Genomic DNA, 25,705 nt, shown 5'->3' with positions numbered 1-25,705 from the left:
GAAAAACGGCGGCCGCTTCATGCGCGGCCGCCGTTTTTTTACATCGGAGCGACGTCAGGTCGACGCGTGCACGGCGCGCAGCATGTCGTGCACGCCGGACGTCATCAACGCGAGGAACGCGAGCAGACCGACGTAGCAAAGCGCGTAGGTCGTCTTCGTCTCGATCGACGTCGCGTAGTACATGCGGTTCTCCGGCGCGTCGGGATCGTAGCGCCACGCGCGCTTCAGTTGCGGCAGCGCGAGGATCGCCATCACGATCAGCAGCGGGCTCGGCCGATACACGAACAGCGCGATCAGCACCGGCACGCCGGCGAACCAGATGCGCGGCGACAGCACCGCGGTGATCCGCCCGCCGTCGAACGGCGACAGCGGAATCATGTTGAACAGATTGAGGAAGAAACCCGTGTACGACAGCGCGAGCAGCAGGTTGCTGTCGGTGTGGCGCGCGGCCGCGTAGCAGGCCAGCGCGCCGAGGGTGCCGACGAACGGCCCGGCGAGGCCGACGTAGGCCTCCGTTTCCGCGTCGTGCGGCATGTCCTTCAACTGGATCCACGCGCCGACGAACGGGATGAAGGTCGGCAGCCCGACGTCGAGCCCGCGCCGCTGCGCGGCGACGTAGTGGCCGGCTTCGTGCACCAGCAGCAACGCGACGAAACCGGCCGCGAAGCGCCAGCCGTAGAACAGCGCGTAGACCGCGATCGACGCGAGCATCGTGCCCGCCGATACGAGCACCTTGCCGAGCTTCAGGCCGCCGAAGATCAGCAGCAACAGCTTCGTCATTCGTTGCGCTCCGTGGCGGCGGCGTCGGATGCATCCGCGATGGCCGGGGCCGCGGCCGCCTTCGGCTTGCGCCCGAAGAAACGCTTGAGCGCCGCGCCGCCGGCCAGCAGCGCGACCGCGCCGATCTTGAAGAACTTCACCGCGAATGCGCCGATCAGCGCGAGCAGGCCGAGCTTCTTCGCGCCGACGCCGACGATCAGCGCCGCGAGCCCGTACTCGGCGACGTGGTCGGTCGACTGGTTGAAGTCGGCATAGCGCTTGCCGTCGTTGAAACGGATGTTCGACAGCAGTTCGTCGGCCGACGCCTTGTACTTCGGCAGGTCGGCGAGCGTCGACGCCATCGTCAGCGACAGGTAGCCGTCGCGGCCGAGCACGAGCGTCCGGTAGTTCACGCCGTCGTTCGCGGCATTCGGCGCCGCGCCCTTGTCGCGGATGATCGCCGACCACACGAGCCGGTGCGTGGCCGCGTCGTACGCGGGCGCCTTCGCCCAGCCGACCACCTCGGTTTCGGGCAGGCCGCGCGCCTTGCGCGCCGGGTTGTTTTCCTCGGTGCCGGCCTGCAGGCTTTTCAGCAGTTCGTCGGGCTTCCAGTCCTTCGCGTCGTCGTCGCGGATGTAGCCGCTCGGCTCGAACGACACGACCGAGATCCAGTCGGCGTCCGGATCGTCGGGCAGCACGAGGCCGACCAGTTTCGCTTCGTCGATCGCGTTGCCCATCGAGCGCAGGTAGCGGCCGGCTTCGGCGGCCGGCACGAACGATTCGCCGGCCTTCAGCTTCAGCACGGCTTCGTGTTTCACGTCGATGTCGGTCGGGCCTTTCACGACCGCTTCGTTGGCGGCCGCGGCGGCGGCCCTCATTTCCACCTGCGCGGCTTCGGTCTGCGCGTGGCCGCTGGTCGCGGCGAGTGCGAGCGTCGCCACGCAGGCGAGCCGGACGGCAAGTTTTTTCATTGTTGGATTCCCCTGGAATGCCTTGTTGTCGATATGCGCGGCGTCCGGCCCATGCGTTGTGGTCGCGGGTCCGGCGCCGCCTCTCAGGTGGCACGGGGGCTATGGTAACGCAGCGACTGCGCGCGACCGCGGCGGCACGCGGCGCTTACCTCGCAGGTAATGCCGAAGCGGCGCGAGATTGCCTATCATTCGCTCCATGAACTCGACCGCCACGCTCCATTCGCCCTCCCCGTCCGCCGGCCGCGCGTCCGGCATCGGCCCGCTGCTGCGCACGTGGCGGCAACGCCGACGCCTGAGCCAGATGGCGCTCGCGCTCGATGCGGAAGTCTCCGCGCGCCACCTGAGCTTCGTCGAATCGGGCCGCGCGCAGCCGAGCCGCGAGATGGTGCTGCATCTCGCCGAGCGCCTCGACGTGCCGCTGCGCGAACGCAACGCGCTGCTCGTCGCGGCCGGCTTCGCGCCGCTGTTTCGCGAACGGCCGTTTTCGGACCCGCAACTGGATGCCGCGCGTCATGCGGTCGAAGCCGTGCTGCGCGGGCACGAGCCTTATCCGGCGCTCGCGGTGGACCGCCACTGGACGCTGCTCGCCGCGAACCGGATGCTCGGCGCGCTGGTCGCGCAGGCCGATCCGGCGCTGCTGCAGCCGCCCGTCAACGTGTTGCGACTGAGCCTGCATCCGGACGGTCTCGCGTCGCAGATCGCCAACTGGCACGAATGGCGCGCGCACATCCTGCACCGGCTGCAGCGGCAGATCGATGCGAGCGGCGACCGCACGCTGCATGCGCTGCGCGACGAGCTCGCCGCGTATCCGGCGCCGGCCGGGCAGCCCGACGATTCGCACACGCGCACCGATTTCGCGGAAATCGCCGTGCCGCTGCGGCTGCGCACGGCGAGCGGCGAGCTGACGTTCTTCAGTACGACGACGGTATTCGGCACGCCGGTCGACGTGACGCTGTCGGAACTCGCGATCGAGGCGTTCTTTCCGGCGAATCCGGAAACGGCGGAGGCGATGCGGGCGCTGGCGGACGCGTTGCCGGCGGAGTAGCCGGCAGGCGCGCCGGCGCCGCGGCCGTGCGCTCAGCGGCGTTCGAGCGCCAGCTTCACGCCCAGCGCGAGCAAGACTACCCCGCTGACGCGATGCATGCGCGTCAGGATGCGCGGGTTGCGGCGGATCGATGCCGACAGCAGGCCGGCGAACAACGCGACCGGCCCCTTGACGAGAAACGTCAGCCCGGCAAACGTCGCACCCAGCACGAACAGCGACAGCATCGGATGGGGGACGCCGGCCGGCACGAATTGCGGCAGGAACGCCAGATAGAAAAGCGCGACCTTCGGATTGGATACATTGGACAGCGCGCCTTGCGCGAACGTCCGCAGCCGCGATGCCGGCGCATTGCCGTGGCCCGCGAGCGTCAATTCGCCCGTCGAGCGCAACAGCGTGATGCCGAGGTACAGCAGGTACAGCGCGCCCACCATCTTAAGCGCCGTGAACAGCCATTCGGAGGCCTGAAGAAGGGCGCCCAGCCCGAGCGTCGCGAGCATCGTATGCACGAGCAGCCCGACGCTGACACCCGCGGCGGTCACGAGGCCCGCGCGCGTGCCGCCGGACAGCGTGCGCGACATCACGAGGACCATGTCCTGGCCGGGCGTCAGAATGATCAGAAGGGATGTGGCCATGAACGGCAACCAGGCGACGTGCGGCATCGGGAAACTCCTGAAAGCGGCGCCGCGGCGCGCGGGGATCGCGCGCTCCGGAGGCCGGGCAGTCGTCAGATTATCGGCAATTTCCCGTGGAGATTGGTTGCAAAACCGGCTACTTCCGGCTGTTGATTTGGAGTTATTCTCCAATCTTGAGGTTTTGGGTAGCCAAACATGCCAATCAAACTGGATGCAATCGACCGACGCATTCTGCGTGCGTTGCAGCAGAATTCGAACCAGACGAACGCCGACATCGCGCAACAGGCGGGACTGTCGCCCACGCCGTGCCTGCGCCGCGTTCACCTGCTCGAGGAACAGGGCGTGATCGACGCCTACGTTGCGTTGCTGAACCCGGCAGCCGTCGAGCTGCGCTTCACGGCATTCGTGCGCGTCACGCTGGAGCGCCAGGACAAGACGACGGTCGAACGCTTCGCACGCGAGATGGAGCAGGCGCCCGAAGTGCTCGAGTGCCACCTGATGGCCGGCAGCTACGACTATCTGCTGCGCGTGATCGCGAAGGATCTCGACGACTATCAGCGCTTTCAGATGGAAACGCTCACGCAGATCGAAGGCGTGCGCAACGTCGAAACCGAAATCCCGCTGAAGCGCATCAAGCAGACGGTGCGGTTGCCGATCTAGGTGTCGAGAAACGTCACGGCCTCCCCCGCCGGCTGCCCGTTCAGCGCCTCGTCCCGCACGACGACCTGCCCGCGCACGACCGTATGCACGGGCCACCCCGTGACCGCACAGCCGTCGTACGGCGTCCACCCGCTCACGCTCGCGATCCATGCGTCGCGAATGATCCGCCGCGCGCGCAGGTCGACGATGCTGAAATCCGCGTCGTAGCCGGCCGCGATGCGCCCCTTCCCTTCGATGCCGAAAACGCGCGCCGGCCCGGCGCTCGTCAGGTCGACCAGCCGTTCGAGGCTCAGGCGGCCGGCCTGCACGTGATCGAGCATCAACGGCAGCAGCGTCTGCACGCCGGTCATCCCGCTCGGCGACTGCGGATACGGGCGGCGCTTTTCGTCGCGCGTATGCGGCGCGTGATCGCTGCCGATCACGTCGACCACGCCGTCGCGAACCGCCTGCCACAGCGCATCCCGATGATGCCGTTCGCGCACGGGCGGATTCATCTGCGCGAACGTGCCGAGTCGCTCGTAGCAATCCGGTGCATGCAGGCTCAGGTGATGCGGCGTGGCTTCGACCGTCACGCGCCGCCGGTGCCGTGCGAGCAGCGCCATTTCGTCCGCCGTGGACACGTGCAGCACATGCAGCCGGCGGCCCGCTTGCGCGGCCAGCCCGACGATGCGCCGCGTCGCGATCAGCGCGCTTTCCGCGTCGCGCCAGCGCGGATGGTCGCGCACGTCGCCGCTCGCTTCCGCGATCGCCTTGCGCTCGCGCAGCCGCGCCTCGTCCTCCGCATGCACGGCCATGCGCCGCCGGCCGTTGCGCAGGATCCGGCGCAGCACGGTTTCGTCGTCGGCCAGCAGATCGCCGAACGAACTGCCCATGAAGACCTTCACCCCCGCGCAGCCGGGCAACCGTTCGAGCACCGGCAGCCGTTCGGCATTCACGGCCGAGCCGCCGATGTAGAACGCGTAGTTGCACCACGCACGGCCGCGCGCGAGATCGAGCTTGGCGCCCAGATCCTGCTCGTCCAGCGTCAGCGGATGCGTATTGGGCATCTCGAAGATCGTCGTGACGCCGCCGAGCACCGCGCCGCGCATGCCGGCCTCGAGGGTCTCCTTGTGCGTGAGCCCCGGTTCGCGGAAATGCACCTGGCTGTCGACCACGCCCGGCAACACGTGCAAGCCGCGCGCATCGAGCAGCACGTCGGCGCTCCACGCGCCGTGCAGCGCGCCCAGCGCGACGACGCGGCCATCCGCGCACGCGACGTCGATCCGCTCGGCGCCGCCGGGCGTCATCACCGTGCCGCCGTGCACCAGCAGATCGGCGTGCCGCAGCTTCGATCGGTCGCCCGCTTCCTGTCGCAGCCGCGCGTCCATGCGTCAGAACTCGTTCTGGATGTGCTTGTAACCGAGCACCAGCGCATTGTTCGTGCGCGCGACGTCCTCGGAGAAATCGCTCGCGTCGGCCGTCACCTGCGGCAACGCGGCGAGGTCGGTTTCCGGCCCGATGCGTTCGGTCGAGCGCACGTAGAAGCCCGGCGGCAGGTGGCAGCCGTCGACGACCGCGTTGTAGCGCACCACGCAGCCGTCGTCGATCGTGCAGTTGAACAGCACGCTGTTGAAGCCGACGAACACGCCGTCGCCGACCTTGCACGGCCCGTGGACGATCGCGCGATGCGCGATCGACGTGTGCCGGCCGATCGTCACGCTCGCACCCGATTTCGAGTGGATCACGACGCCGTCCTGGATGTTCGAATGCGCGCCGATCACGATCGGCGCGATCTGGCCGTCGGCATCCGTTTCGTCGGCACGGATCACCGCGTACGGGCCGATGAACACGTTCTCCTCGACGATCACGTGCCCGCACAAAATGGCGGTCGGATCGACGAACGCGTTCGGATGAATCGTCGGCAGATCGCCGCGCGGGTTCTTTCGGATCATCAGGATTCCTGCCTGGAAAGGACATGACTGCGCTTGATCCGCTCGAACAGGCCCGGATCGCGCCACTGCGCGACGATGGCCGGCGCGAACACGATCGCGTCGAGATCGATGCGGCCCATGCGCGGGTTGAATGCGTCGTCGCGGAAGCACTGCGCGTAGCCGGTCTCGGTCTCGTGAACGATCACCGAATGCAGTCGCACGTCGGCTTCGCCGTTCGACATCGGCGTGCCCGACAGCGCGGCATCGACGAGCCGGAACAGCACGCGCGAGAACTGCTCGGCGCTCGGCGACACCGGCAGCAGCACCCAGCGCTCCGAATGCCGACGCATGCTTTCGACATAGCGCGGATCGTCGTCCGACCACAGCGTCACCGCATGGTCGAACGCGTCGATCAGGTCGCGCACGTCGCCCTTGAGCAGCCCGAAGTCGTAGATCATCTGCCCGTGGTCCAGCGCATGCGCTTCGAGCAGCAACTCGACACGGTACGAATGACCATGGATCGAATGCGAGCAGCGCCGCGTGCTGCAGCCGCGCACGACGTGCGCATTCTCGAAGCGGAACAGCTTGCGGATCAGCATGCGTCGGCCCCCTCGCGCAGCGGAGCGGCCCATGCCACCGCATCGTGCGGATGCAGGCTTTCGAGATGGCGCACGCGCACGCGCGGGCCCGCATGATGGCCTTCCAGCGCGGCCTGCACGCGGCGCGCGGCATCCTCGACGAACATCAGGTTGCCGCCGTTCAGCACCGCGAACGCCTGCTCGTCCGCACGCTTGACGGCCGTCTGCACCGGCGTGCCGAGCGCCTGCTCGACGCGATCGATCAGGCCGATCAGCCCCAGCGTCGCGCCATCGGCGGGCAGCGCCACGCTGACGACGGCTTCGCTGCGCTGGCTGTGCGGCGTGGCGGCCGTCGCATGCTGTTTCAGCCATGCGGCGACCGCTGCCGGGTCCACGCGATCCTCGCGGCCGAACGCCGTCAGGAACGCCTGTTCGATCCAGTGCCGCGACAGCGCGGCCGAACACGGGCACGTCGACGAATAGACGACCGTCACCTGCGCGCGCAACGCGAATGCGTCGCCGGCCAGCGTCGCGTCGACCCGCACCGGATAGGCCTTCCAGCCGCTCAGCCCGTCGGTCACGAGCGCCGTGCGGCGGGCCAGCAGGTCGAAGTGCAGCCGCACGCGTGCGCTGCGCGTATCGCAGTCGCGGTGGCTGTCGACCATCGCGCGCAGCACGCGCTGCAGGCCGGCCGGCGACAGCGCTTCGCCGTCGGCCAGCCAGTCGAGCAGCCAGTACAGCCGCGACATGTGAATGCCTTTCACCTGCGGCGCAGGCAGATCGACCTGCACGTCGGCACGCGCATGCACGTCGCGCCGGCAGCCGGGCTCCGCCACGACGACGGGCAGGTCGATGCCCTGCATGCCGACCCATTCCAGCGGGCGGTGCCCCGGCGCGGCATCGGTCAGGGAAATATCGGGAAGCGCTGCGTTCATGCTTGACATCCGGTGGAGCGCCTTCTCCATCCGGATCGATGCAGGAAGCGCGCGTTCAGGTCAGGGCCAGTCGCGAAACGGGTTGTTCCACGTGGTCCAGTGTTCGGGGCCGGTCGCCATCTCGGCGTCGGTCAGCAGACACGCGTCGAAGCGCGCGCGCAACGCCGGCTCGTCCATGTCCATGCCGATCAGCACGAGTTCCTGCCGGGCGTCGCCGACATGCTCGTCCCAGCGCGCGCGGATCTGCGCGACGGCTTCCGGGTCCTGCGGCCAACGCTCGGGCGGCACGGCCGCCCACCAGTGGCCGGCCGGCCCGTGCCGCGCGACCGCGCCCGCCTGCGACCACGAACCGGCGACGGCCGGATGCGTGGCCAGCCAGAAGAACCCCTTCGAGCGGACGACGCCCGGCCATTCGCTCTCGACGAGATCGAAGAAGCGCTGCGGATGGAACGGCCGCCGCGCGCGATAGACGAAACTGCGGATCCCGTACTCGTCGGTCTCCGGCGTGTGCGTGCCGCGCAGTTCCTGCAGCCAGCCCGGCGCGCGCGACGCCGCGTCGAAGTCGAACAGGCCGGTGTCGAGCACACGTTCGAGCGGCACCTTGCCGAATTCGGCGATCTCGATCCGCGCACGCGGGTTCAGCCCGCGCAGCAGCGCGACCAGCCGCTCGCGTGCGCTGCCGTCGATCAGGTCGATCTTGTTGATCACGAGCACGTCGCAGAACTCGATCTGGTCGATCAGCAGATCGACGACCGTGCGCGCGTCCTCGTCGCCCATCGATTCGCCGCGCGCTTGCAGGCTGTCGCGCGACGCGTAATCGCGCAGGAAATTGAACGCGTCGACCACCGTCACCATCGTGTCGAGCCGCGCGACTTCGCCGAGGCTGCGGCCGTCCTCGCCTTCGAACGTGAACGTCTCGGCCACCGGCAGCGGCTCCGAGATGCCGGTCGATTCGATCACGAGCTGATCGAAGCGCCCTTCGCGCGCGAGCCGGTCGACCTCGATCAGCAGATCCTCGCGCAGCGTGCAGCAAATGCAGCCGTTGCTCATCTCGACCAGCTTCTCGTCGGTGCGCGACAGCCCCGCGCCGCCGTCGCGCACGAGCGCGGCGTCGATGTTGACCTCCGACATGTCGTTGACGATGACCGCGACGCGCCGGCCCTCGCGATTGTTGAGGATGTGGTTGAGCAGCGTCGTCTTGCCGGCGCCGAGAAAGCCGGACAGGACGGTCACGGGAAGCCGCGTGGACGGGTGAAGGGCGGGGCTCATCGGGCGATTCCGGAACAGGACGTTGAGGATGAAATGATATATTGTATCGCTACGATATAACATATCATTCCAGGCGTCCAGCAGCCCGGCTCATCGATGCGGCGACAGCGAGGGCGGCACGAAGGCCGCGGTACGCGGGGCCGTGCCGGCAGCGCCCCGCTGCGTATTACGTATAGAGCGACGCCGGCGGCAATGCGTCGGTCAGCGCGAACCGGCCCACGTCGCGCAGCCGGTAGTCGAGCGGATCATGGAGCGTATGCGTGCGGGCGTTCCGCCAGAAGCGGTCGAGGCCGAGCGACGCGGCCGTCGCGCGCGCGCCGCATGCGTCGAACAGCGCCTCGCCGTTGTCGAGCGCCGCGCGCTGCGCGACGATCTTCGCTTCCGACACCGCGAGTGCGACTTCGGCGCGTTCGTCGGCCGTCAGCGCATCCTGCCGCGCCCACGCGTGCTGCAACGCGTGGGCCGCGCGATCGGCCAGCGCCGCCGCGGCGACCGCACGCACGCGCATGTCGCCGAGGCGCTGCAGCGTGTACGGATCGTCCTCGGCCCGCTCGACGTCCGAGTGAATCCACGGGCGGCCATGCTGCCGCACGTAGTCGCGCGCCTCGCCCAGCGCACCCTCCGCGAGACCGACGAACAGGTTCGTCAGCACGAGCTGCGACACGAGCGTGCGCAGCGTCGCGCGCGGCGTCGGCGGCGCTTCCGACCGATGCAGCACCTCGTCGGCCGCGAGCGTCACGCCGTCGAAGCGCACGCTGCCGCTGTCGGTCTGGCGCTGGCCGACCGGATCCCAGTCTTCGTTGACGGTGATCCCGGCCCGATCGGTCGGCACCACGCCGAACACGGTGCGGCCGATGGCCGGATCGTGCGCGGATACCGTCATCCGCTGCGAGCCGCGCGTGCCGGAACAGAAGCCCTTCACGCCGTCGAGCCGGTAGCCGCCGTCGGGCGTGGCCGTGGCCACGAGCCGCGTGTCGAGCGGATTGACCGCGTTACCCCACCACCAGCGCCCGTCGACCGTGCCGCGCAGGTAGCGCTCGCGCTGCGCGGCGTTGCCCCACACGTCGACGCTCACCACCTGCAGGCACTGGAACCCGACGAGATGCGCGAGCGCGCTGTCGACCCGCGCGACCTGCCGGATCACGTCGTAGATCGCGGGCCACGCCGCCTCCTGGCCGCCGAACGCGCGCGGAACCGCGAGCGTCAGCAAACCCGCGTCGGCGAGCCATTGCTTCTCCTGCGCGGCGTGACCGCCCGCGCGGTCGCGCTCGGCGGCGCTCACGCGCAACGCGTCGATCGCGCGCGCCAGCGCAGCGCGGTCGACGGCCGGTGCATCGGTATCCGGCGCCAGCGTCGCCGGGCCGCGGGGATCGTTCATGCGACAGCTTCCTGTTCAACGGTTTCGCCCGACAGCGGGACGAGCGCGCCGAGCTGGCGGCCGGTCAGCCGCGACAGGATCTCGCGCCGCCAGTCGTCGTAGATCGCACGATATTCGGCGATATCCGCGCCGAACACCAGTGCGGTATGCGCGTACTCGTCGTGCAAATAGCCGTCGAGCCGCGCCTGGGTTTCCTCGTCGGCCGCGATCACGCGATCGATCAGTGCGTCGCGCTCGGCGACCGGCAGCGCCTGCAGCGTGTCGAACCACCACTGGACGATCTGCACGCGGTGCCACTCCTCGTCCGGCCGGATCCGGTTCTCGCCGTGCTCGCGCATCGCACTGTCGCCGATGCGGCCGGTCTTGCGCTGGATCCACAGCTTCGCGAGGATGTGCAGCTCGTAATGCCATTCGAACGCGAGAAAGCCCGCGACGTCGCGCACCGCGATGTCGCCGACGCGTGCCCAGTGCGCGGCGACCAGCCGGTCGACTTCCGGCAGCGGATCGCGCCCGGTGAGCGCGGTCACGCGTTCGCGGCCGATCACCGCGTGCGCGCCGTCGTCGCCCAACTGGCGCGACAGGATCAACTGGAAATGCGGATCGTCGCGGAACAGCGTGTCGATCGCCTTCGCGACGACCTGCACGATGAACAGGTCGTGCGACGCCATCTTCGTGTAGTAGTCGGCGACGGCGGCCAGCTCGTCGCCGTCGCGCGGCTCGCGCGGCGGGGTCGCCAGCTTGTCGGGGAAGTCCGGACGATGGCGTCGCGCCACCTCCAGAAACAGCGCTTCCTCGAATTGTCCGTTCCATTCGCGCGGCGCGCCGATGGGCAAGGTCATGATTTTTCTCTCAGGATCAGGAATGAAGCGAGCGGACGCTCGTGGCGTCGCTCAGGTGCGCCTGGTCACGCGTCGGACCAGGCGGTCGCCCGTGATTTGCACGGCCGAGACGAGCGCGATCAGGATCACGATCACGGTCGCCATGACGGTGGTGTCGAAACGTTGATAGCCGTAGCGGATCGCGAGATCGCCGAGCCCGCCCGCGCCGACGGCGCCCGCCATCGCGGTCGAGCCGATCAGCGCGACGACGGTGATCGTGAAGCCGCCGAGCATGCCGGGCAACGCTTCGGGCAGCAGCACGTGCCACACGATGTGGCGGCGCTTCGCGCCCATCGCGAGCGCGGCCTCGATCAGCCCGCGATCGACTTCGCGCAGGCTCACTTCGGCGATTCGCGCGAAGAACGGGATCGCGGCGATCGACAGCGGCACGACGGCCGCCCACACGCCGATCGTCGTGCCGATCAGCACGCGCGTGAACGGCAGCAGCGCGACCAGCAGGATGATGAACGGCGTCGAGCGGAACACGTTGACGAGCGCGCCGAGCACCGCGTTCACGCCGCGCCGCGCATAGATGCCGCCGGGCGCGGTGGTCACGAGGATCACCGCGAGCGGAATGCCGATCAGCGCCGCGATCGCGGCCGATGCGGCGACCATCGACAGCGTGTCGCGGATCGCGTCGAGCAGTTCGGGCCACCAGAGGTCAAACATAGCCGAGCACCTCCGCGTGATTCGCATGGCGGCGCGCACGTTCGAGCAGCGCGGCGACCGCACCGCCGCGCGCCGCCGGGCCGGCGTCGTCCGCCCGCGGCGTCGCGGCGATCACGAGCCGCCCCTGCGCGTGCCCCTGGATGCGTTCGATGCCGCCGTGCAGGAACCGCACGGAGCCGCCGAGCGCCGCCGCGAGCGCACCGACATCCGGCTCGCCGCCGCTCTCGCCCGTATAGCGGACGTCGAGCACGATCTGTGCGCCGTCGGGCAGCGCGGCCTGTTCGGGCAGCGGCCGCACGCGCGCGGCCAGCTCGGCCGGCAAGTCGTGCTGCAGCGTGCTCAGCAGCGCGCGCGTTGCGCCGTGGCGCGGATCGCCGAACACGCGCCACACCGGGCCGGTTTCGACGACTTCGCCCTGTTCGATCACCGCGACGGTGTCGCACACCGCGCGGATCACCTCCATCTCGTGCGTGATCAGCACGATCGTCAGCCCGAGACGACGGTTGATGTCGGCCAGCAGCGCGAGGATCGATTGCGTGGTCTCCGGATCGAGCGCCGACGTCGCTTCGTCGCACAGCAGCACTTCGGGATCGTGCACGAGCGCCCGCGCGATGCCGACCCGCTGCTTCTGCCCGCCCGACAGGCTCGCCGGATACGCGTCGCGCTTCGCGGCGAGCCCGACGAGGTCGAGCAGCGCCTCGACCTTGCGCACGCGCTCGGCCTTCGGCACGCCGGCGATCTTCAGCGGCAGCGCGACGTTCTCGAACACCGTCTTCGCGGACAGCAGGTTGAAATGCTGGAACACCATGCCGGTGCGACGACGCAACGCGACGAGGCCATCCTCGTCGAGCGCGCCGACGTCGACGCCCTGCACGCGCACGCGGCCCGAACTCGGCCGCTCGAGGCCGTTCAGGAGGCGCAGCAACGTCGACTTGCCCGCGCCGCTGCGGCCGATGATCCCGAACACCTCGCCGCGCCGCACGTCGAGCGTCACGTCGCGCAGCGCGGCGGCGTGGCCGCGCGGCGTCGCGAATACCTTGCCGACCTGTTCCAGCGACACGGCCGCGCCGCCGGCCGGCGTCACGGCTTCCTCATGTGCCGCTGCATCGGCACCGGCACCGGCGCGCACGGCCGATGCCTCGATGAAACCCAGCGTATCGAACAATTGCGTCATCGCTTCGCTCCGTCACGTTCAGGCATGCGCGGGGTGCGCGGGTTCGGCTGCGGCCGCCGGCCGGTGCTGCGCACCGGTATGCCACGCGGGCAGGCGCGGCCCCGCGCCGAACAGCTTCTCGCGCAGCGTCGGCGCGGGATCGTAGTCTTCCTTGTAGACGCCGCGGTTCTGCAGCTCGGGCACGACCCAGTCGACGAAATCCTCGAACGACTCGGGCATCACGGTGCGCGTCAGGTTGAAGCCGTCGATGCCGGTCTCGTCGATCCACGACTGCAGCTCGTCCGCGACCTGCGACGGCGAGCCGACGATCGGCGCATAGCGGCCGCCGAGCGACATCTGTTCGAGCATGCGGCGCACGGTCCACGTGCCGGTCGTGCTCTTCTTCGAGATCGCGTCGACGGCCGACTGGATCGAATCGGTCTTCACGTACGAGATCGGCTCGTCGAGGCCGTACTTCGAGAAGTCGATGCCGGTCGAGCTCGCGAAATGCGCGAGGCCGGCTTCCGGGCTCGCGTAGCGCCGGTACTCGTCGAATTTCTCGCGGGCGAGCAATTCGGTCTCGGCCGTCACGACGCTCACGCCGGCAAAGATCCTGATCGACGCCGGGTCGCGCCCCTGCCGCGCGGCGGCCGCGCGGATGTCGAGCGCCGCCGCGCGTGCGGCCGCCTTGCTCTGCCCGTTCACGAACACGCATTCCGCGTGGCGCCCCGCGAACTCGACGCCGCGCGCGGACGAGCCGGCCTGGTACAGCACCGGCGTGCGCTGCAGCGACGGTTCGCTCAGGTGAATCGCATCGACCGAATAGAACGGCCCGTCGTGCTTCACGCGCCGCACCTTGCCCGGCTGCGCGAACACGCGCGCCTGCGCGTCGCGGATCACCGCATCGTCGTCCCAGCTCTGTTCCCACAGCTTGTAGACGACGTCCATGTAGTCGTCGGCGCGCTCGTAGCGGTCGTCGTGGCCGATCTGCTGCGCGAGGCCCATCCCGCGCGCGGCGCTGTCGAGGTAGCCGGTGACGATGTTCCAGCCCACGCGCCCTTTCGTCAGATGATCGAGCGTCGACATGCGGCGCGCGAACAGGTACGGCGGCTCGTAGGTGAGGTTCGCGGTCACGCCGAAGCCGAGATGCCGCGTGACCTGCGCCATCGCCGGCACGAGCAAGAGCGGATCGTTGACGGGCACCTGCACCGATTCGCGCAGCGCGGCGTCGGGCCCGCCGCCGAACACGTCGTACACGCCGACGATGTCCGCGAGAAAGATCCCGTCGAACTTGCCGCGCTCCAGCGTCCTCGCGAGATCGGCCCAGTAGTCGAGATCGGTGTAATGCGCGGAGCGGTCGCGCGGATGCGTCCACAGCCCGTGGTTGATGTGCCCGACGCAGTTCATGTTGAACGCGTTGAGCAGGATCTTCTTGCGGTTCGCCGTCGTCATGCCGCCTCCGTCACCACGCGATCGCGTACAGCGAGCCGAACGCGTTGTCGAGCGCACGGCGCACCGCCGGCGAGTGCTGGTAGATCGCGATGAACTTGCGGATGCGCGGATCGTTCGCGCTCTCGGGCCGCACGACCCACTGGATCGCGAAGTTCTTGTTCTCGGTGCCGTCGAACAGCAGCGCGCTGTTCGGGTCGGTCGTGCCGGCGAGCTTGATGAAGCTCGGGTAACCCTGCGCGAGATCGACGTCGTCGAGCGAACGCGCGAGCTGCGACGCTTCGAGCGGGATGATCTTCAGGTGCTTCGGGTTGGCGACGATGTCGTGCGTGGTCGCGCGGTAGTCGGCGCCCGGCTTCAGCGTGATGAGCCCCGCGCGCTGCAGCAGCAACAGCCCGCGCCCGCCGTTGACCGGATCGTTCGCGATCGCGACGCGCGCGCCGTCCTTCAGCTCGGCGAAGCTTTTCACCTTCTTCGAATAGAGACCGATCTTCATGATCGTGCCGGGCGCGATCGAGATGAAGTTGTAGCCGCCCTGCTTCTTCGCGTTCTCGAGAAACGGGATGTGCTGGAAGTAGTTGACGTCGATGTCCTTGTTCGCGAGCGCCGCGTTCGGCGTATTCCAGTCGGTGAATTCGACGATCTTCACGTCGAGCCCCTGCTCCTTCGCCTCCTTCGCGGCGATCTTCAGCGCCTCGATCTGCGGGCTGGTCGAGATTCCGACCTTCAGCGGCGCGGTGTCGGCGCGCGCGCCGTTCAGCAGCACGACGCCGAGCAGCGCGGTCGTCACCAGGCGGGCCAGGCGGCCGGCGGAAAAGCGGGCGGAAAAAACGGGATGCAGCATGGAAACCACTCTCCTGTCCAAAGACGGTATCGACGGATGAGCGACGCCGCGGCGAACGCGCGGGCGTTCTCCGGACAGTCGTCATCGCATCGGAAAAGGATCAGCCGATGATAGAGAGCGGCGGGAAGGCGGTCTACGAAGCGATTGTGCGAAGAAAATCGCGCGCGGCGATATGGCCGGCGGTACGGCGGGCGGCGGGCCTGGCCGCGCGCCCCGGCCGCCGCCAGGCCGAAATCTCGGCCTGAGCGCCGCGCCGATTCCGAAATCTCGGCCAGCTTGCCCGGAAAACCCTTTCCGCAGACGAAACAAATCCCTTATGAATCAATGCATTAAAAATATTCCGGTGGGCCGTCATGCTGGCACGGGGGTTGCGTAATAGACGGCACACGATGCCGCGAAGCGATGCAGGCATTCCAAACATCAGGAGACACGTCTTGCAGACCTCTATCCAAACCCCGTCCCATCCGGAGCCGCTTGCCGCGGCCGGTCCCGCCACGCGCGAACGCTTCTGGCCGGAAGGCTGGTGGAAGCTGATGGAAATCCGCATCGGCATCATCCCGCTGCCGGTCTACGTGATCCTGTTCGGGCTGATCGTCGGCTTCGCGGTCACGGGCAAGGTGCCCGGCGAAATCTCGATGGCGATCGCCGTCCTCGCGTTCTTCGGCTTCACCTGCGCCGAACTCGGCAAGCGCCTGCCGCTCTTGCGCAACATCGGCGCGGCCGCGATCTTCGCGACCTTCGTGCCGTCGGCGCTCACGTACTACCACGTGCTGCCGAAGCCGGTGCTGAACCTCACCGTCGAGTTCACGAAGTCGACCAACTTCCTGTACCTGTTCATCGCGTCGATCATCGTCGGCAGCATCCTGAGCATGGACCGCCGCGTGCTGATCCAGGGCTTCGTGAAGATCTTCATTCCGCTCGCGGCCGGGTCGGTCGCGGCGGCGATCGTCGGCACGGCGGTCGGCACCGCGCTCGGCCTCGGCGCGCGCCACACGCTGCTGTACATCGTCGTACCGATCATGGCGGGCGGCGTCGGCGAAGGCGCGATTCCGCTGTCGATCGGCTATTCGGAACTGATGCACCTGCCGCAGGGCGAGATGTTCGCGATGGTGCTGCCGCCGGTGATGCTCGGCAGCCTGACCGCGATCATCCTGTCGGGCGCGCTCGACATGCTCGGCAAGCGCCTGCCGCACCTCACCGGCAACGGCCGCCTGCAGGTCGGCGAAAGCGGCGACATGACGCCGGAAAGCGAAGAGATCCGCGGCCACGTCGACGTCACGCACATCGCGGGCGCCGGCATCACCGCGATCACGCTGTACCTCGTCGGCCTGATGGCGCACAAGCTGTTCGGCCTGCCCGCGCCGGTCGCGATGCTGTTCCTCGCGGTGCTGGTGAAGCTCGCGCGTGCGGTGTCGCCGCCGCTGCAGGAAGGCGCGTTCGTCGTCTACAAGTTCTTCTCGACCGCCGTCACGTATCCGCTGCTGTTTGCGATCGGCGTCGCGATGACGCCGTGGGACAAGCTGACCGCCGCGTTCACGCTCGTCAACGTGGTCACGATCGTGTCGACCGTCGCGACGTTGATGGGCACCGGTTTCGTGGTCGGCCGCCTGCTGAAGATGTACCCTATCGACACCGCAATCGTGAACGCCTGCCACAGCGGGCAAGGCGGCACCGGCGACGTCGCGATCCTGACCGCCGCGAACCGGATGCAGCTGATGCCGTTCGCGCAGATCGCCACCCGCATCGGCGGCGCGATCGTCGTCACGGTGACGCTGATCCTGGTCGCGCACTTCGGATAACGCGCGGCCGCGCGCCCCGTCGCGCCGGCTGCCTCGCACGCGCCGCCGCCGGCCTTGGCCGGTGCGCGGCGCGCGTCGTTCAACGCGGCCAGGGCCGGTTCACGCCGATAGCGGGCTTCGATGAGGGCGAACGTGCAGAAGAGCTTCAAGGGAATCCCGTGGTGGGGCTGGGCATCGGCCGCGGTGCTGTATGTCGGCGTGGCCGGCGCGGCCGTCGACTTCGCGTGGGAACGCGCGATCGACGCGCTCGAGGAAGCCGGCGCGCACCGGCTCGACCTGTATGCGTCGAGCCTGAAAAGCGAGCTCGGCCGCTTCGAGATCCTGCCCGGGCTGGTCGCGCGGCAGGACGGCGTGCGCGCGATGCTGAAAGCCGCGCCGAACGATGCGCCCGAGCGCGTGCATGCGGTGAACACCTACCTCGAAGCCGTGAACCGCGACGCGGGCAGCGGCGCGGTCGACGTGATCGACCTGCAAGGCGACGTGATCGCCGCGAGCAACTGGAACGAGACGATCAGCTTCGTCGGCACCAACGTGTCGTACCGGCCGTACTTCAAGGACGCGCTCGCGCGCGGCAGCGGCCGCTTCTTCGGCATCGGCACCAACACCGGCGTGCCGGGCGTCTACTTCGCGAGCGCGGTGCGCAGCGACGGCGTGCCGATCGGCGTGGCCGCCGTGAAGATCAGCGTCGATCCGCTCGAATCGGCATGGCGCGCGCCGGGCGTCGCCGCGATGGTCGTCGACAGCAACGGCGTGGTCGTGATCTCGACCGAGCCCGCGTGGAAATTCACCGCGCTGCGCCCGATCACCGCGCAGCAGCAGCGCGACATCCAGGCGTCGCGCCAGTACGCGGGCCGCACCGTCGACGCGCTGCCCTATCGCCGCATCGGCGATCGCAGCTCGGCCGCGTGGTTCGGCACCTTCCCCGATCCGCGCCACGCCGGCCGCACCACGCGCTATCTCGTGATGTCGCGCCCCGCGCCGCAGGCCGGCGATTCGCTGATGGTGCTGCTCGACATCGCGGGCGCGCGACGCCAGCAGCAGACGGCGTTCGTGTTCGTCACCGGCGCGTTCCTGATCGTCGCGCTGCTGGTCGGCTATGCGATCCAGCGCCGCCGGGCGATCCTCGCGCGGCTGAACGCGCAGGATGCGCTGCGCCGCGCGAACGACCGGCTCGAACTGACCGTCGCGCAACGCACCGCCGCGCTGACGGCCGCGAACGAGCGGATGCAGCGCGAGATCGACGAGCGCGAACGCACCGAGCAGCGGCTGCGCGCGTCGCAGCAGGAAGTCGTGCACGCGGGCAAGCTCGCGGTGCTCGGGCAGATGGCCGCCGGCCTCACGCACGAGCTGAACCAGCCGCTCGTCGCGATCCGCACGCTGTGCGACAACGCGCGCACGTTCTTCGAGCGCGGCCAGCCGGCGCCGGCGCTCGCGAATCTCGAGCGGGTCGGCAAGCTGGTCGACGGCATGGCCGTGCTCACCGGCGAGCTGAAGACCTTCGCGCGCAAGCCCGACGTCGAGCGCGTCGCGGTATCGCTGAACGAGGCCGTCGCGCATGCGCGGCTCATCTACGATGCGCGCATTCGCGACGAAGGCGTACGGCTCGACGTGAACATCGCGCCCGGCACGACGGTCTCGGCCGAATCGAGCCAGTTGCAGCAGGTGATCGTGAACCTGCTCGGCAACGCGCTCGACGCGGTGCACGACGCGCCGGTGCGCCGCATCGTCATCGAGGCGGTCGAAGCGGACGACGCGGACGACGCGGACGAGGCGGACGACGCCGGTCGCGTGCGCCTGACGGTGACCGACAGCGGCGCGGGCATCGCGCCCGACGTGCTGCCGCACCTGTTCGAGCCGTTCGTCACGACCAAGCCGCGCGGCCAGGGCCTCGGGCTCGGCCTCGCGATCACGTCGCGCATCGTCGAGGCGTTCGGCGCGAGGATCACCGCGACGAACCGCGACGAAGGCGGCGCGCAATTCACCATCGAATTCGCGGCGGCGACGCCGCAACAAAGGACAGAGCATGGAAGATGAGATTCGGGTGCTGGTCGTCGAGGACGATGAAAACGTCCGGATCGGCGTCGAGCAGGCCGTCGCGCTCGCCGGGTTCCCGGTCGACGCGTTCGCGTCCGCCGCCGACGCGCTCGCGCACGTCGCGCCCGGCGCGCCGGTGGTGATCGTGTCGGACGTGCGGATGCCCGGCATCGACGGGCTGCAGCTGCTCGGCCGCGTGATGGCCATCGACGCGCAGATCCCGGTCGTGCTGATCAGCGGCCACGCGGACATCTCGACGGCCGTCGGCGCGATGCAGGTCGGCGCGTACGACTTCATCGAGAAGCCGTTTTCGTCGGACGTGATCGCCGGCCGCGTCGCGCGCGCGGTCGAGAAGCGCCGCCTGACGCTCGAGGTGCAGGGGCTGCGCGCGGCGCTGAACAACTGGCAGGGCATCGAGGCGTTCGTGCTCGGCAAGTCGCCCGCGATGGCCGACGTGCGCAAGAAGATCCTGCGCCTCGCCGATACGTCGGTGTCGGTGCTGATCACCGGCGAGACGGGCACCGGCAAGGAGTTGATCGCGCGCAGCCTGCACGACTTCGGCGGCCGCCGCGACGCGCATTTCGTCGCGCTGAACTGCGGCGGCCTGCCCGAGCAGGTGTTCGAGAGCGAGCTGTTCGGCCACGAGGCCGGCGCGTTCACCGGCGCGATCAAGAAGCGCATCGGCAAGATCGAGTGGGCGGACGGCGGCACGCTGTTCCTCGACGAGATCGAGACGATGCCGATCGCGCTGCAGATCAAGATGCTGCGCGTGCTGCAGGAACGCGTGGTCGAGCGGCTCGGCGCGAACGACCTGATTCCGGTCGACTGCCGCGTGGTGGCCGCGTCGAAGGCGGATCTCGCCGAACTCGCGGCCGACGGACGTTTTCGCGCGGATCTGCTGTATCGCCTCAACGTCGCGCAGATCGAGCTGCCGCCGCTGCGCGAGCGGCGCGAGGACGTGCCGCTGCTGTTCGAGCATTTCGTGCTCGCGGCCGCGCGGCGCTTCGGGCAGCCGGCGCCGGTCGTCACCGCCGCGCAGGTATCCGAACTGATGACGCACGCGTGGCCGGGCAACGTGCGCGAGCTGCAGAACGTGGCCGACCGCTTCGTGCTCGGGCTGACCGGCGACAGCCTGCTGTCGTCCGGCGGCACGCCGACGGCCGGCAGCACGCTCGCGGAGCAGCTCGCGTATTTCGAGCGGATGCTGATCGAGGACATGCTGCGGCGTCACCACGGCAACGTCGCGGACGCGAGCGAGGCGCTCGGCATGCCGAAGAAAACGCTCTATCACAAGCTGCGCAACCTCCGGATTCCCGCGCGCGGCGACGCCGCGGCCGACGGCGGCGAATGACGCGCACGAGGACACGCACCCCAGCATGGATCGCATCGACATCACCGACCACGGCCGCATCGCCGGCCATTTGATCCGCGGCGTCACGCGCGCGCAGAAAACCTTCCGCCCGAGCGACTGGCCCGAGCGCCTCGCGGGCGTCATCACGCTGTTCGTCGGCGAACGGCGGCCCGGCTATCCGTGCGCGCTGTCGCGGCTTGCGATGCCGGTCGTCGACGGCGGCGTCAAATGCCTGTTCGTGTCCGACGAATTGCGCGCCGTCTGCGCGGACGCATTCGATTTCGCGATGCAGTTCGCCACCGACAACGACCTCCCCGTCGAGCTTCAGACCGCGCCCGCGTTGAGCGTGCGCTGACGCGCCCCCTTCCCCGTTCCGATGCCAGCGCGCGTGCGCGCAGCCCGCGGCACGCCCTTTCATCGGCGAAACGAATCGTCAGACGATTGAAGGCTTCGGTACATGACCACGCTCCGACAGGGGTTTCCGGCTGTGCCATCAAAAAAATTGATCGTCACGATGAAAATTATGCGTTTTCCTTGCAGGTCGCCGTGATGCATAGTTGCGTCGTGTTGACGCACCTTTGAGCCTTTCAGCCATGAACATGCGAATCGAGCCGTCCGTGCTCGCGAACCCCGACCTGCAATTTGCGACGCTTTCGTCAGGCATCAGCCTGCCGTATGTCGAGCGGGGCAGCGGTGCGCCGATGGTGTTCGTGCACGGCTCGCTGTGCGACTACCGCTACTGGGATCCGCAGCTCGCGGCGCTGTCGGCCCACTACCGCTGCATCGCGCCGAGCCTCAGCCATTACTGGCCGGCCGTCGAAGCAGGCATTCAGGACGAGTTCAGCTGGCAGAACCACGTCGACGAGCTCGCCGAATTCATCGATGCGCTCGATCTCGGCCCCGTGCACCTGGTCGGCCATTCGCGCGGCGGCAGCGTCGCGTTCAACGTCGCGCGCCAGCATCCGCACCTCGTCGAGTCGCTGACGCTCGCCGATCCGGGCGGCCCGCTCCAGCAGCCCGGCGTGCGCGAAGCCGCGCTGCCGGCCGCCGCCCTCGCGCTGCGCACGAAGGCCGTGAACCTGATCGGGCAAGGCGACGTCGAAGCCGGTCTCGAGATGTTCGTCGATTCCGTGAGCCTGCCCGGCGCATGGAAGAAGAGCACGGCGCGCTTTCGCACGATGGCGATCGACAATGCGAGCACGCTGCCGAAGCAGCTGCGCGACCCGCTGCCCGCGTATTCGCAGCACACGGCCGGCGACATCGCATGCCGCACGCTGCTGATCGACGGCCAGCGCAGCCCGAAGATGTTCCGTCACAACGTCGACACGCTGTCGCAGTGGATCGGCGATGCGCAACGGCAGACCGTCGCCGGCGCATCGCACGGAATGAACGCGGCGAGCCCCGCGGTGTTCAACCGTTACGTGCACGAGTTCGTCGGCGCGTAACGTCGCGGGCGGCAGGCGCGCCGCCCGTCTTCGCTGCCGTCGTCGCACGGCCTGCTACCGAAACGACACGACGCGTACTGCCCGCATCGAATCGTTTCGCATCCCTCTGCGTCATGCCACCGGCGCCGCCTTGCGCGTCACCGCGTCCGGCAACCCGAACACGCTGTCGAACGCCCAGTTGTACGTGAACGTGAAGATCGGGAAGAACACGATCAGCACCGCGTCGTACAGGAACGCCTGCAGCAGCGACACGTCGAGCCACCACGCGATCAGCGGAATCAGGAACGTCACGAGCGCGATCTGGAACCCGATCGCATGCACGACGCGCCGCCCGACGGTGCGCGTCGTTTCCGCGCGCCGCCGCTCCCACGCCTCGAAGCCGAGGTTGTACAGAAAATTGACGATGACGCCCGTCGTCGAGATCATCACGCCGAGCAGCCCGCTCGTCGCCGCGCTCGCGCCGCTCAACATGCCGAGCACCGACGACGCGACGAGGATGCCGAGCACCTCGAACATCACGACGTAGACTATGCGTCTCTTCCATCCTTGCATGACCGACCACCTTCATATCGAACCAGGTGGCGAGACTACCGCGGGCACGTCGTCCGCCAAAGTCAGGTCCTTTCAATTTTTCTGACAGGAGACGGCCGACCATGCTGACCAGCGATCACATCGACATGCTGCTGACCGTCATCGACAAAGGCTCGTTCTCGGCGGCCGCGCGTGCGCTCGGCCGTACGCCGTCGGCAGTCAGCATGGCGATCGCGAACCTCGAGGCCGAACTCGACCTCGTGCTGTTCGATCGCGGCACGCGCGAGCCGACGCCGACCGCCGCGATGGCCGCGCTGCTGCCCGACGCACGCGCGATCGCCGAACGGCTGCATGCGCTGCGCGCGCATGCGCAGCACTTGTCGGAAGGCGTCGAGGACACGCTGCGGCTCGGGCTCGCGGCCGAAATCGACGGTGCGCCGGTTGCACGCGCGCTGACGGCCGTCGCGGCGCAATATCCGGCGCTCGCGGTCAGCGTCGTCACGGCGCCGCAGGATGTGATCGTCGATGCGCTGCATCGCGGCGCCGTCGATCTTTGCGTCGCGTACGGCGGGCTCGATCTGCATCCGCAGGAACAGATTCACGCGCTGTGGACCGAGACGCTGATCGCGGTCGCCGCGCCCGGCCATCCGGCAATTGCCGATGTCGCGCATCCGGAGACGATCGAGCGGTTGTCGGGATTTCGGCAGATCGTGATCGCCGATCCGGAACGGCCGTTGACCGACGTGCGGCCGCTGATCGGCAACCGCACGTGGAAGGTGACCGACATGGCCACCGCGATCGCGCTCGTGAAGGCCGGTCATGGCTGGGCGAATTTGCCGGAATCGATCATCGGCCGGTACGTGGCCGATGGCGAACTCGCGCCGCTCGTGTTCGCGAACATCCGCAACGGGTTGCCGCTGCCCGTGTACTTGCGGCGGCCGAAACATACGGGGCTCGGCAAGGCGGCGAGCGAGCTGGTGCGGGCGCTGCGGGCTGCCGCCGGCAATTCCTGACGGTTGCGGCCCTGGCTCACACACGCCGCCAGGTAAGCAACGAGTAAGTATCGCGGCCTACAGTGGGTTCGCTTGCGCGATGCCATCGAGGCATCGAATCGCATCTCGGGAACCGCTCGCCAGATCAGACGAAAGGAGAACGCGTGATCAGCCGGCCAGCCATGAGGGACGTCTGCGCGATTGCGCCGAACGGAAGCCGCGTCGGTTGGCATCCGCCGCACAAGTGGAAAAGGCAGCCCGTCGCGCCATCGTTCGCCGCGGTCTCGATCGAGCACTACATCGCTGGCGCCACGGAAATCGTCGATCTGGAGACGACCGGCCCGATCCTGGGCATGTATCTGCAGGCGCCCACGACACTCGAGCTGCGAACGAACACCGGCCGGTGGGCACCGACCCGCATCCGCGGACCGCTGGCTTATGTTCCGCCCGGCTTCTCGTTTTCCGGCCGATGGTCCGATGAAATCGAGTGGATCAGCGTCCACTTCGAACCGTCATGGCTGTCGCGGACAGGGCTGCAAAGCGACGTCTGGTTCGCGTCGGCCGCGCTCCGGACGGACGTGATCGACGACCTGCTCACACAGATCGTCCGCAGCCTCCATGAAGACGCCGTCGCGGGGATGCCGCAGGGCCCGACCTATGCGGAAGCGCTCGGCTCAGCCGCGCTGCACCGCATGCTGCACCTGGAATCTCGGCCGCAGGCGAAGCAATATGCGCATGCCGGCATGATGCGCAAGGCCGGTGAGTACATCAGGGACCATTTCCGCGGCCCGCTGACGCTGATGATGGTGGCCGATGCGGTCGGCTACCCGGGCGATCTCTATTCGTTCATCCGGAGCTTCAGAAAGGCCAACGGACTGACGCCGCACCAGTACATCATCGAGAACCGCCTTCAAGCCGCCCGCCGCCTGATCGAGCGCGGGGCATACGGCGTGACGGAAGCCGCGATCGACTGCGGCTTCTCGTCGGCGAGCCACTTTTCGGCGACATTCCGCAAGCGGTGGGGCGTGTCGCCCTCCGCACTCAAGCCGCGCGCCGCGACCGCTACGCCAGCGGAAGCGACAGAATCCACAGGCCGCTGATCGTCAATGCGATCGTCAGCACCAGCAGCGGCAACTGGCCGACGGTCGCCGTTGCGGCCGGACGGCCGCTCCGGACGGCAATCGCATGCGTGAGCATCACGCTCACGACGTGCCCGGCGAGAATCAGGAGCACCTGCGCATGCCAGATGTATCCGACGTCGATGAGCGCCTGGGCCGCCGACATCTGATCGGCCGCGGCCGCCACCGGCAGCAGATTCCACCCGAGCCCGAGCGGATCGGACGCGAGCCGGAAGATCTGCCGCCCCTGATCCCAGAACAGCGTGAAGTAATGGCAGACGTTGTAGAAGAACGCGATCGGCAGCAGTATCAGGCAGAACTGCCGCGAGAACGACGCTCCGCCCGACGACGAACGCGAACTGATCGCGCCGAGCGTGCAGCAGCCCCGGAACACCAGGTAATACGCGATGCCGATGATCGCGAACGCCACCCATTGCCAGATCAGCAGGATGTCCGCTGAAAAAGCGTAGTGCCGGCCGAGCGACGGAAACAGATCGACGACGTGCGGATAGATGCTGCGCCAGAAGAATGCGTGCCACGTAGCCGTATCGCGCAAGCCGTCGTAGGCCGTCGACGACAGCATGAACGACAGAAAGGCGATGACGCTGGTATCCGCCGGCCCGGCGCGCGACATGTCCGCGACCGGCTTTCTCGATTCCACGATCACGTGACGCCGCGCTGCCCCACACCATTTCAGCGGCGACAGCTTCGCGCATAGCCTGCACAGCACGCCGAACGTATCGCCGTGGGCGAGCCAGCGCTCGCGCCCGAAGCAGAACGCGCCAATCAGCGCATACGCGGCATACGCGACGAGGAACAGGCCGACGTCTCGGGGGCGCCCCGCGCCGAACAGTTCCAGCGCGATGAGCGCGATATAGCCGCCCAACGCGGGCCACGAGGCGAGATGTTCGGGATAACGAAAGCGCCCGCGCTCCAGGACGGGGAAACAGCGCACGGCGATTCGCAACAGAAGCGCAAACGGATTGGTGAATGCATAAACGTCACCCAATATCGCGCTGACATACAAGGCGCCCAGATAGAACCAGATCCAGAAGCCCGGCATCGCCAGGTTCAGGAACGGATTCGTGGTTCCCGCGAGGCCGGCCACGACCAGGAGCGCGACGAATACCGCACTCGCGATTTGCGCGGCGTTCACGAGCGGAACCGGGATTCGCAGCGCTTTCGTCCAGGTTCCGGATCGCCTTCCCGGCTCGGGTGCGCGCATGCCCGACGCAAACGCAAGGATCATGAAGGACACCATCAGCGTGCCCGTTGCGGCATACGCATACAGCCACAACGGCACCG

At 68.4% G+C, this 25,705-nt stretch carries 25 protein-coding genes; 9 read left to right on the top strand and 16 right to left on the bottom strand.

What is annotated here, in order from left to right:
* Positions 1-54 precede the first annotated feature (54 nt).
* Entirely contained in the window at positions 55-780 is a 726-nt protein-coding gene (locus H0X91_RS15060; protein ID WP_006494258.1) for a site-2 protease family protein, read from the bottom strand.
* Positions 777-1,730 (bottom strand): DUF2167 domain-containing protein, encoded by a 954-nt coding sequence (locus tag H0X91_RS15055; RefSeq protein WP_006491337.1) that lies wholly within the window; start codon positions 1,728-1,730, stop codon positions 777-779. The genes H0X91_RS15060 and H0X91_RS15055 overlap by 4 nt, the downstream gene beginning before the upstream one ends.
* Positions 1,731-1,926: 196 nt before the next feature.
* Between H0X91_RS15055 and H0X91_RS15050 the strand changes: the two genes are divergently transcribed.
* Positions 1,927-2,775 carry a helix-turn-helix domain-containing protein gene (locus tag H0X91_RS15050; RefSeq protein ID WP_006494257.1) on the top strand — a complete coding sequence of 283 codons (849 nt, stop codon included), beginning with the start codon at positions 1,927-1,929 and terminating at the stop codon, positions 2,773-2,775.
* A gap of 32 nt (positions 2,776-2,807) precedes the next feature.
* Here the strand turns inward: H0X91_RS15050 and H0X91_RS15045 are convergent, their stop codons facing one another.
* Complete coding sequence (locus tag H0X91_RS15045) at positions 2,808-3,434, bottom strand: LysE family translocator (RefSeq protein ID WP_034203259.1); 627 nt, start codon at positions 3,432-3,434, stop codon at positions 2,808-2,810.
* A gap of 168 nt (positions 3,435-3,602) precedes the next feature.
* Between H0X91_RS15045 and H0X91_RS15040 the strand changes: the two genes are divergently transcribed.
* A complete protein-coding gene (locus H0X91_RS15040) occupies positions 3,603-4,067 on the top strand; it encodes an Lrp/AsnC family transcriptional regulator (RefSeq protein ID WP_006494255.1) in 465 nt (154 codons plus the stop codon).
* Here H0X91_RS15040 and H0X91_RS15035 read toward each other — a convergent pair.
* From H0X91_RS15035 to H0X91_RS14985, 11 genes are all read right to left on the bottom strand, one after another.
* Entirely contained in the window at positions 4,064-5,434 is a 1,371-nt protein-coding gene (locus H0X91_RS15035) for a dihydroorotase (protein WP_196433116.1), read from the bottom strand. The genes H0X91_RS15040 and H0X91_RS15035 overlap by 4 nt on opposite strands.
* A gap of 3 nt (positions 5,435-5,437) precedes the next feature.
* Positions 5,438-5,998: a gamma carbonic anhydrase family protein gene (locus H0X91_RS15030; RefSeq protein WP_006491343.1), complete on the bottom strand. Its 561-nt coding sequence runs from the start codon at positions 5,996-5,998 to the stop codon at positions 5,438-5,440.
* Positions 5,998-6,576, bottom strand: a complete 579-nt coding sequence (locus tag H0X91_RS15025; RefSeq protein ID WP_058902335.1) for a 6-pyruvoyl trahydropterin synthase family protein — start codon at positions 6,574-6,576, stop codon at positions 5,998-6,000. The genes H0X91_RS15030 and H0X91_RS15025 overlap by 1 nt, the downstream gene beginning before the upstream one ends.
* On the bottom strand, positions 6,570-7,490 hold the full coding sequence (folE2, locus tag H0X91_RS15020; RefSeq protein WP_006491344.1) for a GTP cyclohydrolase FolE2: 921 nt from the start codon (positions 7,488-7,490) through the stop codon (positions 6,570-6,572). Before folE2 ends, H0X91_RS15025 begins: the two co-directional genes overlap by 7 nt.
* A 60-nt stretch (positions 7,491-7,550) precedes the next feature.
* Positions 7,551-8,759 carry a zinc metallochaperone GTPase ZigA gene (zigA, locus tag H0X91_RS15015; RefSeq protein WP_171984089.1) on the bottom strand — a complete coding sequence of 403 codons (1,209 nt, stop codon included), beginning with the start codon at positions 8,757-8,759 and terminating at the stop codon, positions 7,551-7,553.
* A 166-nt stretch (positions 8,760-8,925) separates the two neighbouring features.
* Positions 8,926-10,137, bottom strand: coding sequence for an acyl-CoA dehydrogenase family protein (locus H0X91_RS15010; protein ID WP_058902336.1), 1,212 nt, complete (start codon positions 10,135-10,137; stop codon positions 8,926-8,928).
* Positions 10,134-10,976, bottom strand: a complete 843-nt coding sequence (locus H0X91_RS15005; protein WP_060264044.1) for a hypothetical protein — start codon at positions 10,974-10,976, stop codon at positions 10,134-10,136. Before H0X91_RS15005 ends, H0X91_RS15010 begins: the two co-directional genes overlap by 4 nt.
* Before the next feature lie 51 nt (positions 10,977-11,027).
* Positions 11,028-11,684, bottom strand: coding sequence for a methionine ABC transporter permease (locus H0X91_RS15000; protein ID WP_006491339.1), 657 nt, complete (start codon positions 11,682-11,684; stop codon positions 11,028-11,030).
* A complete protein-coding gene (locus H0X91_RS14995; RefSeq protein ID WP_060264046.1) occupies positions 11,677-12,858 on the bottom strand; it encodes a methionine ABC transporter ATP-binding protein in 1,182 nt (393 codons plus the stop codon). The genes H0X91_RS15000 and H0X91_RS14995 overlap by 8 nt, the downstream gene beginning before the upstream one ends.
* 18 nt (positions 12,859-12,876) lie before the next feature.
* Positions 12,877-14,289: an LLM class flavin-dependent oxidoreductase gene (locus H0X91_RS14990; protein ID WP_006493142.1), complete on the bottom strand. Its 1,413-nt coding sequence runs from the start codon at positions 14,287-14,289 to the stop codon at positions 12,877-12,879.
* Positions 14,290-14,299: 10 nt separating this feature from the next.
* The gene (locus H0X91_RS14985; RefSeq protein WP_048985325.1) at positions 14,300-15,130 is read right to left on the bottom strand and encodes a MetQ/NlpA family ABC transporter substrate-binding protein; all 831 of its coding nucleotides are present in this window, start codon (positions 15,128-15,130) and stop codon (positions 14,300-14,302) included.
* Between the two features lie 434 nt (positions 15,131-15,564).
* Between H0X91_RS14985 and H0X91_RS14980 the strand changes: the two genes are divergently transcribed.
* From H0X91_RS14980 to H0X91_RS14960, 5 genes are all read left to right on the top strand, one after another.
* The gene (locus H0X91_RS14980) at positions 15,565-16,929 is read left to right on the top strand and encodes a 2-hydroxycarboxylate transporter family protein (protein WP_006481998.1); all 1,365 of its coding nucleotides are present in this window, start codon (positions 15,565-15,567) and stop codon (positions 16,927-16,929) included.
* 120 nt (positions 16,930-17,049) lie between these two features.
* A complete protein-coding gene (locus tag H0X91_RS14975; protein ID WP_069352614.1) occupies positions 17,050-18,963 on the top strand; it encodes a sensor histidine kinase in 1,914 nt (637 codons plus the stop codon).
* A complete protein-coding gene (locus tag H0X91_RS14970) occupies positions 18,953-20,314 on the top strand; it encodes a sigma-54-dependent transcriptional regulator (protein WP_196433115.1) in 1,362 nt (453 codons plus the stop codon). Before H0X91_RS14975 ends, H0X91_RS14970 begins: the two co-directional genes overlap by 11 nt.
* 25 nt (positions 20,315-20,339) lie before the next feature.
* A complete protein-coding gene (locus H0X91_RS14965; protein WP_006484473.1) occupies positions 20,340-20,669 on the top strand; it encodes a DUF3579 domain-containing protein in 330 nt (109 codons plus the stop codon).
* 238 nt (positions 20,670-20,907) lie between these two features.
* On the top strand, positions 20,908-21,759 hold the full coding sequence (locus H0X91_RS14960; protein ID WP_006484487.1) for an alpha/beta fold hydrolase: 852 nt from the start codon (positions 20,908-20,910) through the stop codon (positions 21,757-21,759).
* A 111-nt stretch (positions 21,760-21,870) separates the two neighbouring features.
* Here the strand turns inward: H0X91_RS14960 and H0X91_RS14955 are convergent, their stop codons facing one another.
* Positions 21,871-22,311: a PACE efflux transporter gene (locus H0X91_RS14955; RefSeq protein WP_006484477.1), complete on the bottom strand. Its 441-nt coding sequence runs from the start codon at positions 22,309-22,311 to the stop codon at positions 21,871-21,873.
* Positions 22,312-22,412: 101 nt separating this feature from the next.
* Between H0X91_RS14955 and H0X91_RS14950 the strand changes: the two genes are divergently transcribed.
* Both H0X91_RS14950 and H0X91_RS14945 read left to right on the top strand, forming a co-directional pair.
* Entirely contained in the window at positions 22,413-23,303 is an 891-nt protein-coding gene (locus H0X91_RS14950; protein ID WP_080322771.1) for a LysR family transcriptional regulator, read from the top strand.
* Positions 23,304-23,446: 143 nt separating this feature from the next.
* A complete protein-coding gene (locus H0X91_RS14945; RefSeq protein ID WP_179148650.1) occupies positions 23,447-24,382 on the top strand; it encodes a helix-turn-helix transcriptional regulator in 936 nt (311 codons plus the stop codon).
* On the opposite strand, the gene H0X91_RS14940 is transcribed toward H0X91_RS14945, so the two are convergent.
* A complete protein-coding gene (locus H0X91_RS14940; RefSeq protein ID WP_330165487.1) occupies positions 24,345-25,556 on the bottom strand; it encodes a hypothetical protein in 1,212 nt (403 codons plus the stop codon). The two genes, H0X91_RS14945 and H0X91_RS14940, sit on opposite strands and share 38 nt — an antisense overlap.
* Positions 25,557-25,705: the final 149 nt, after the last annotated feature.

Source organism: Burkholderia sp. 9777_1386, from assembly GCF_015712265.1.
In the GTDB taxonomy this organism is placed as follows: domain Bacteria; phylum Pseudomonadota; class Gammaproteobacteria; order Burkholderiales; family Burkholderiaceae; genus Burkholderia; species Burkholderia cenocepacia.
The sequence above is the reverse complement of the archived record's forward strand: the minus strand, read 5'-3'. Positions and strand labels throughout refer to the sequence as shown.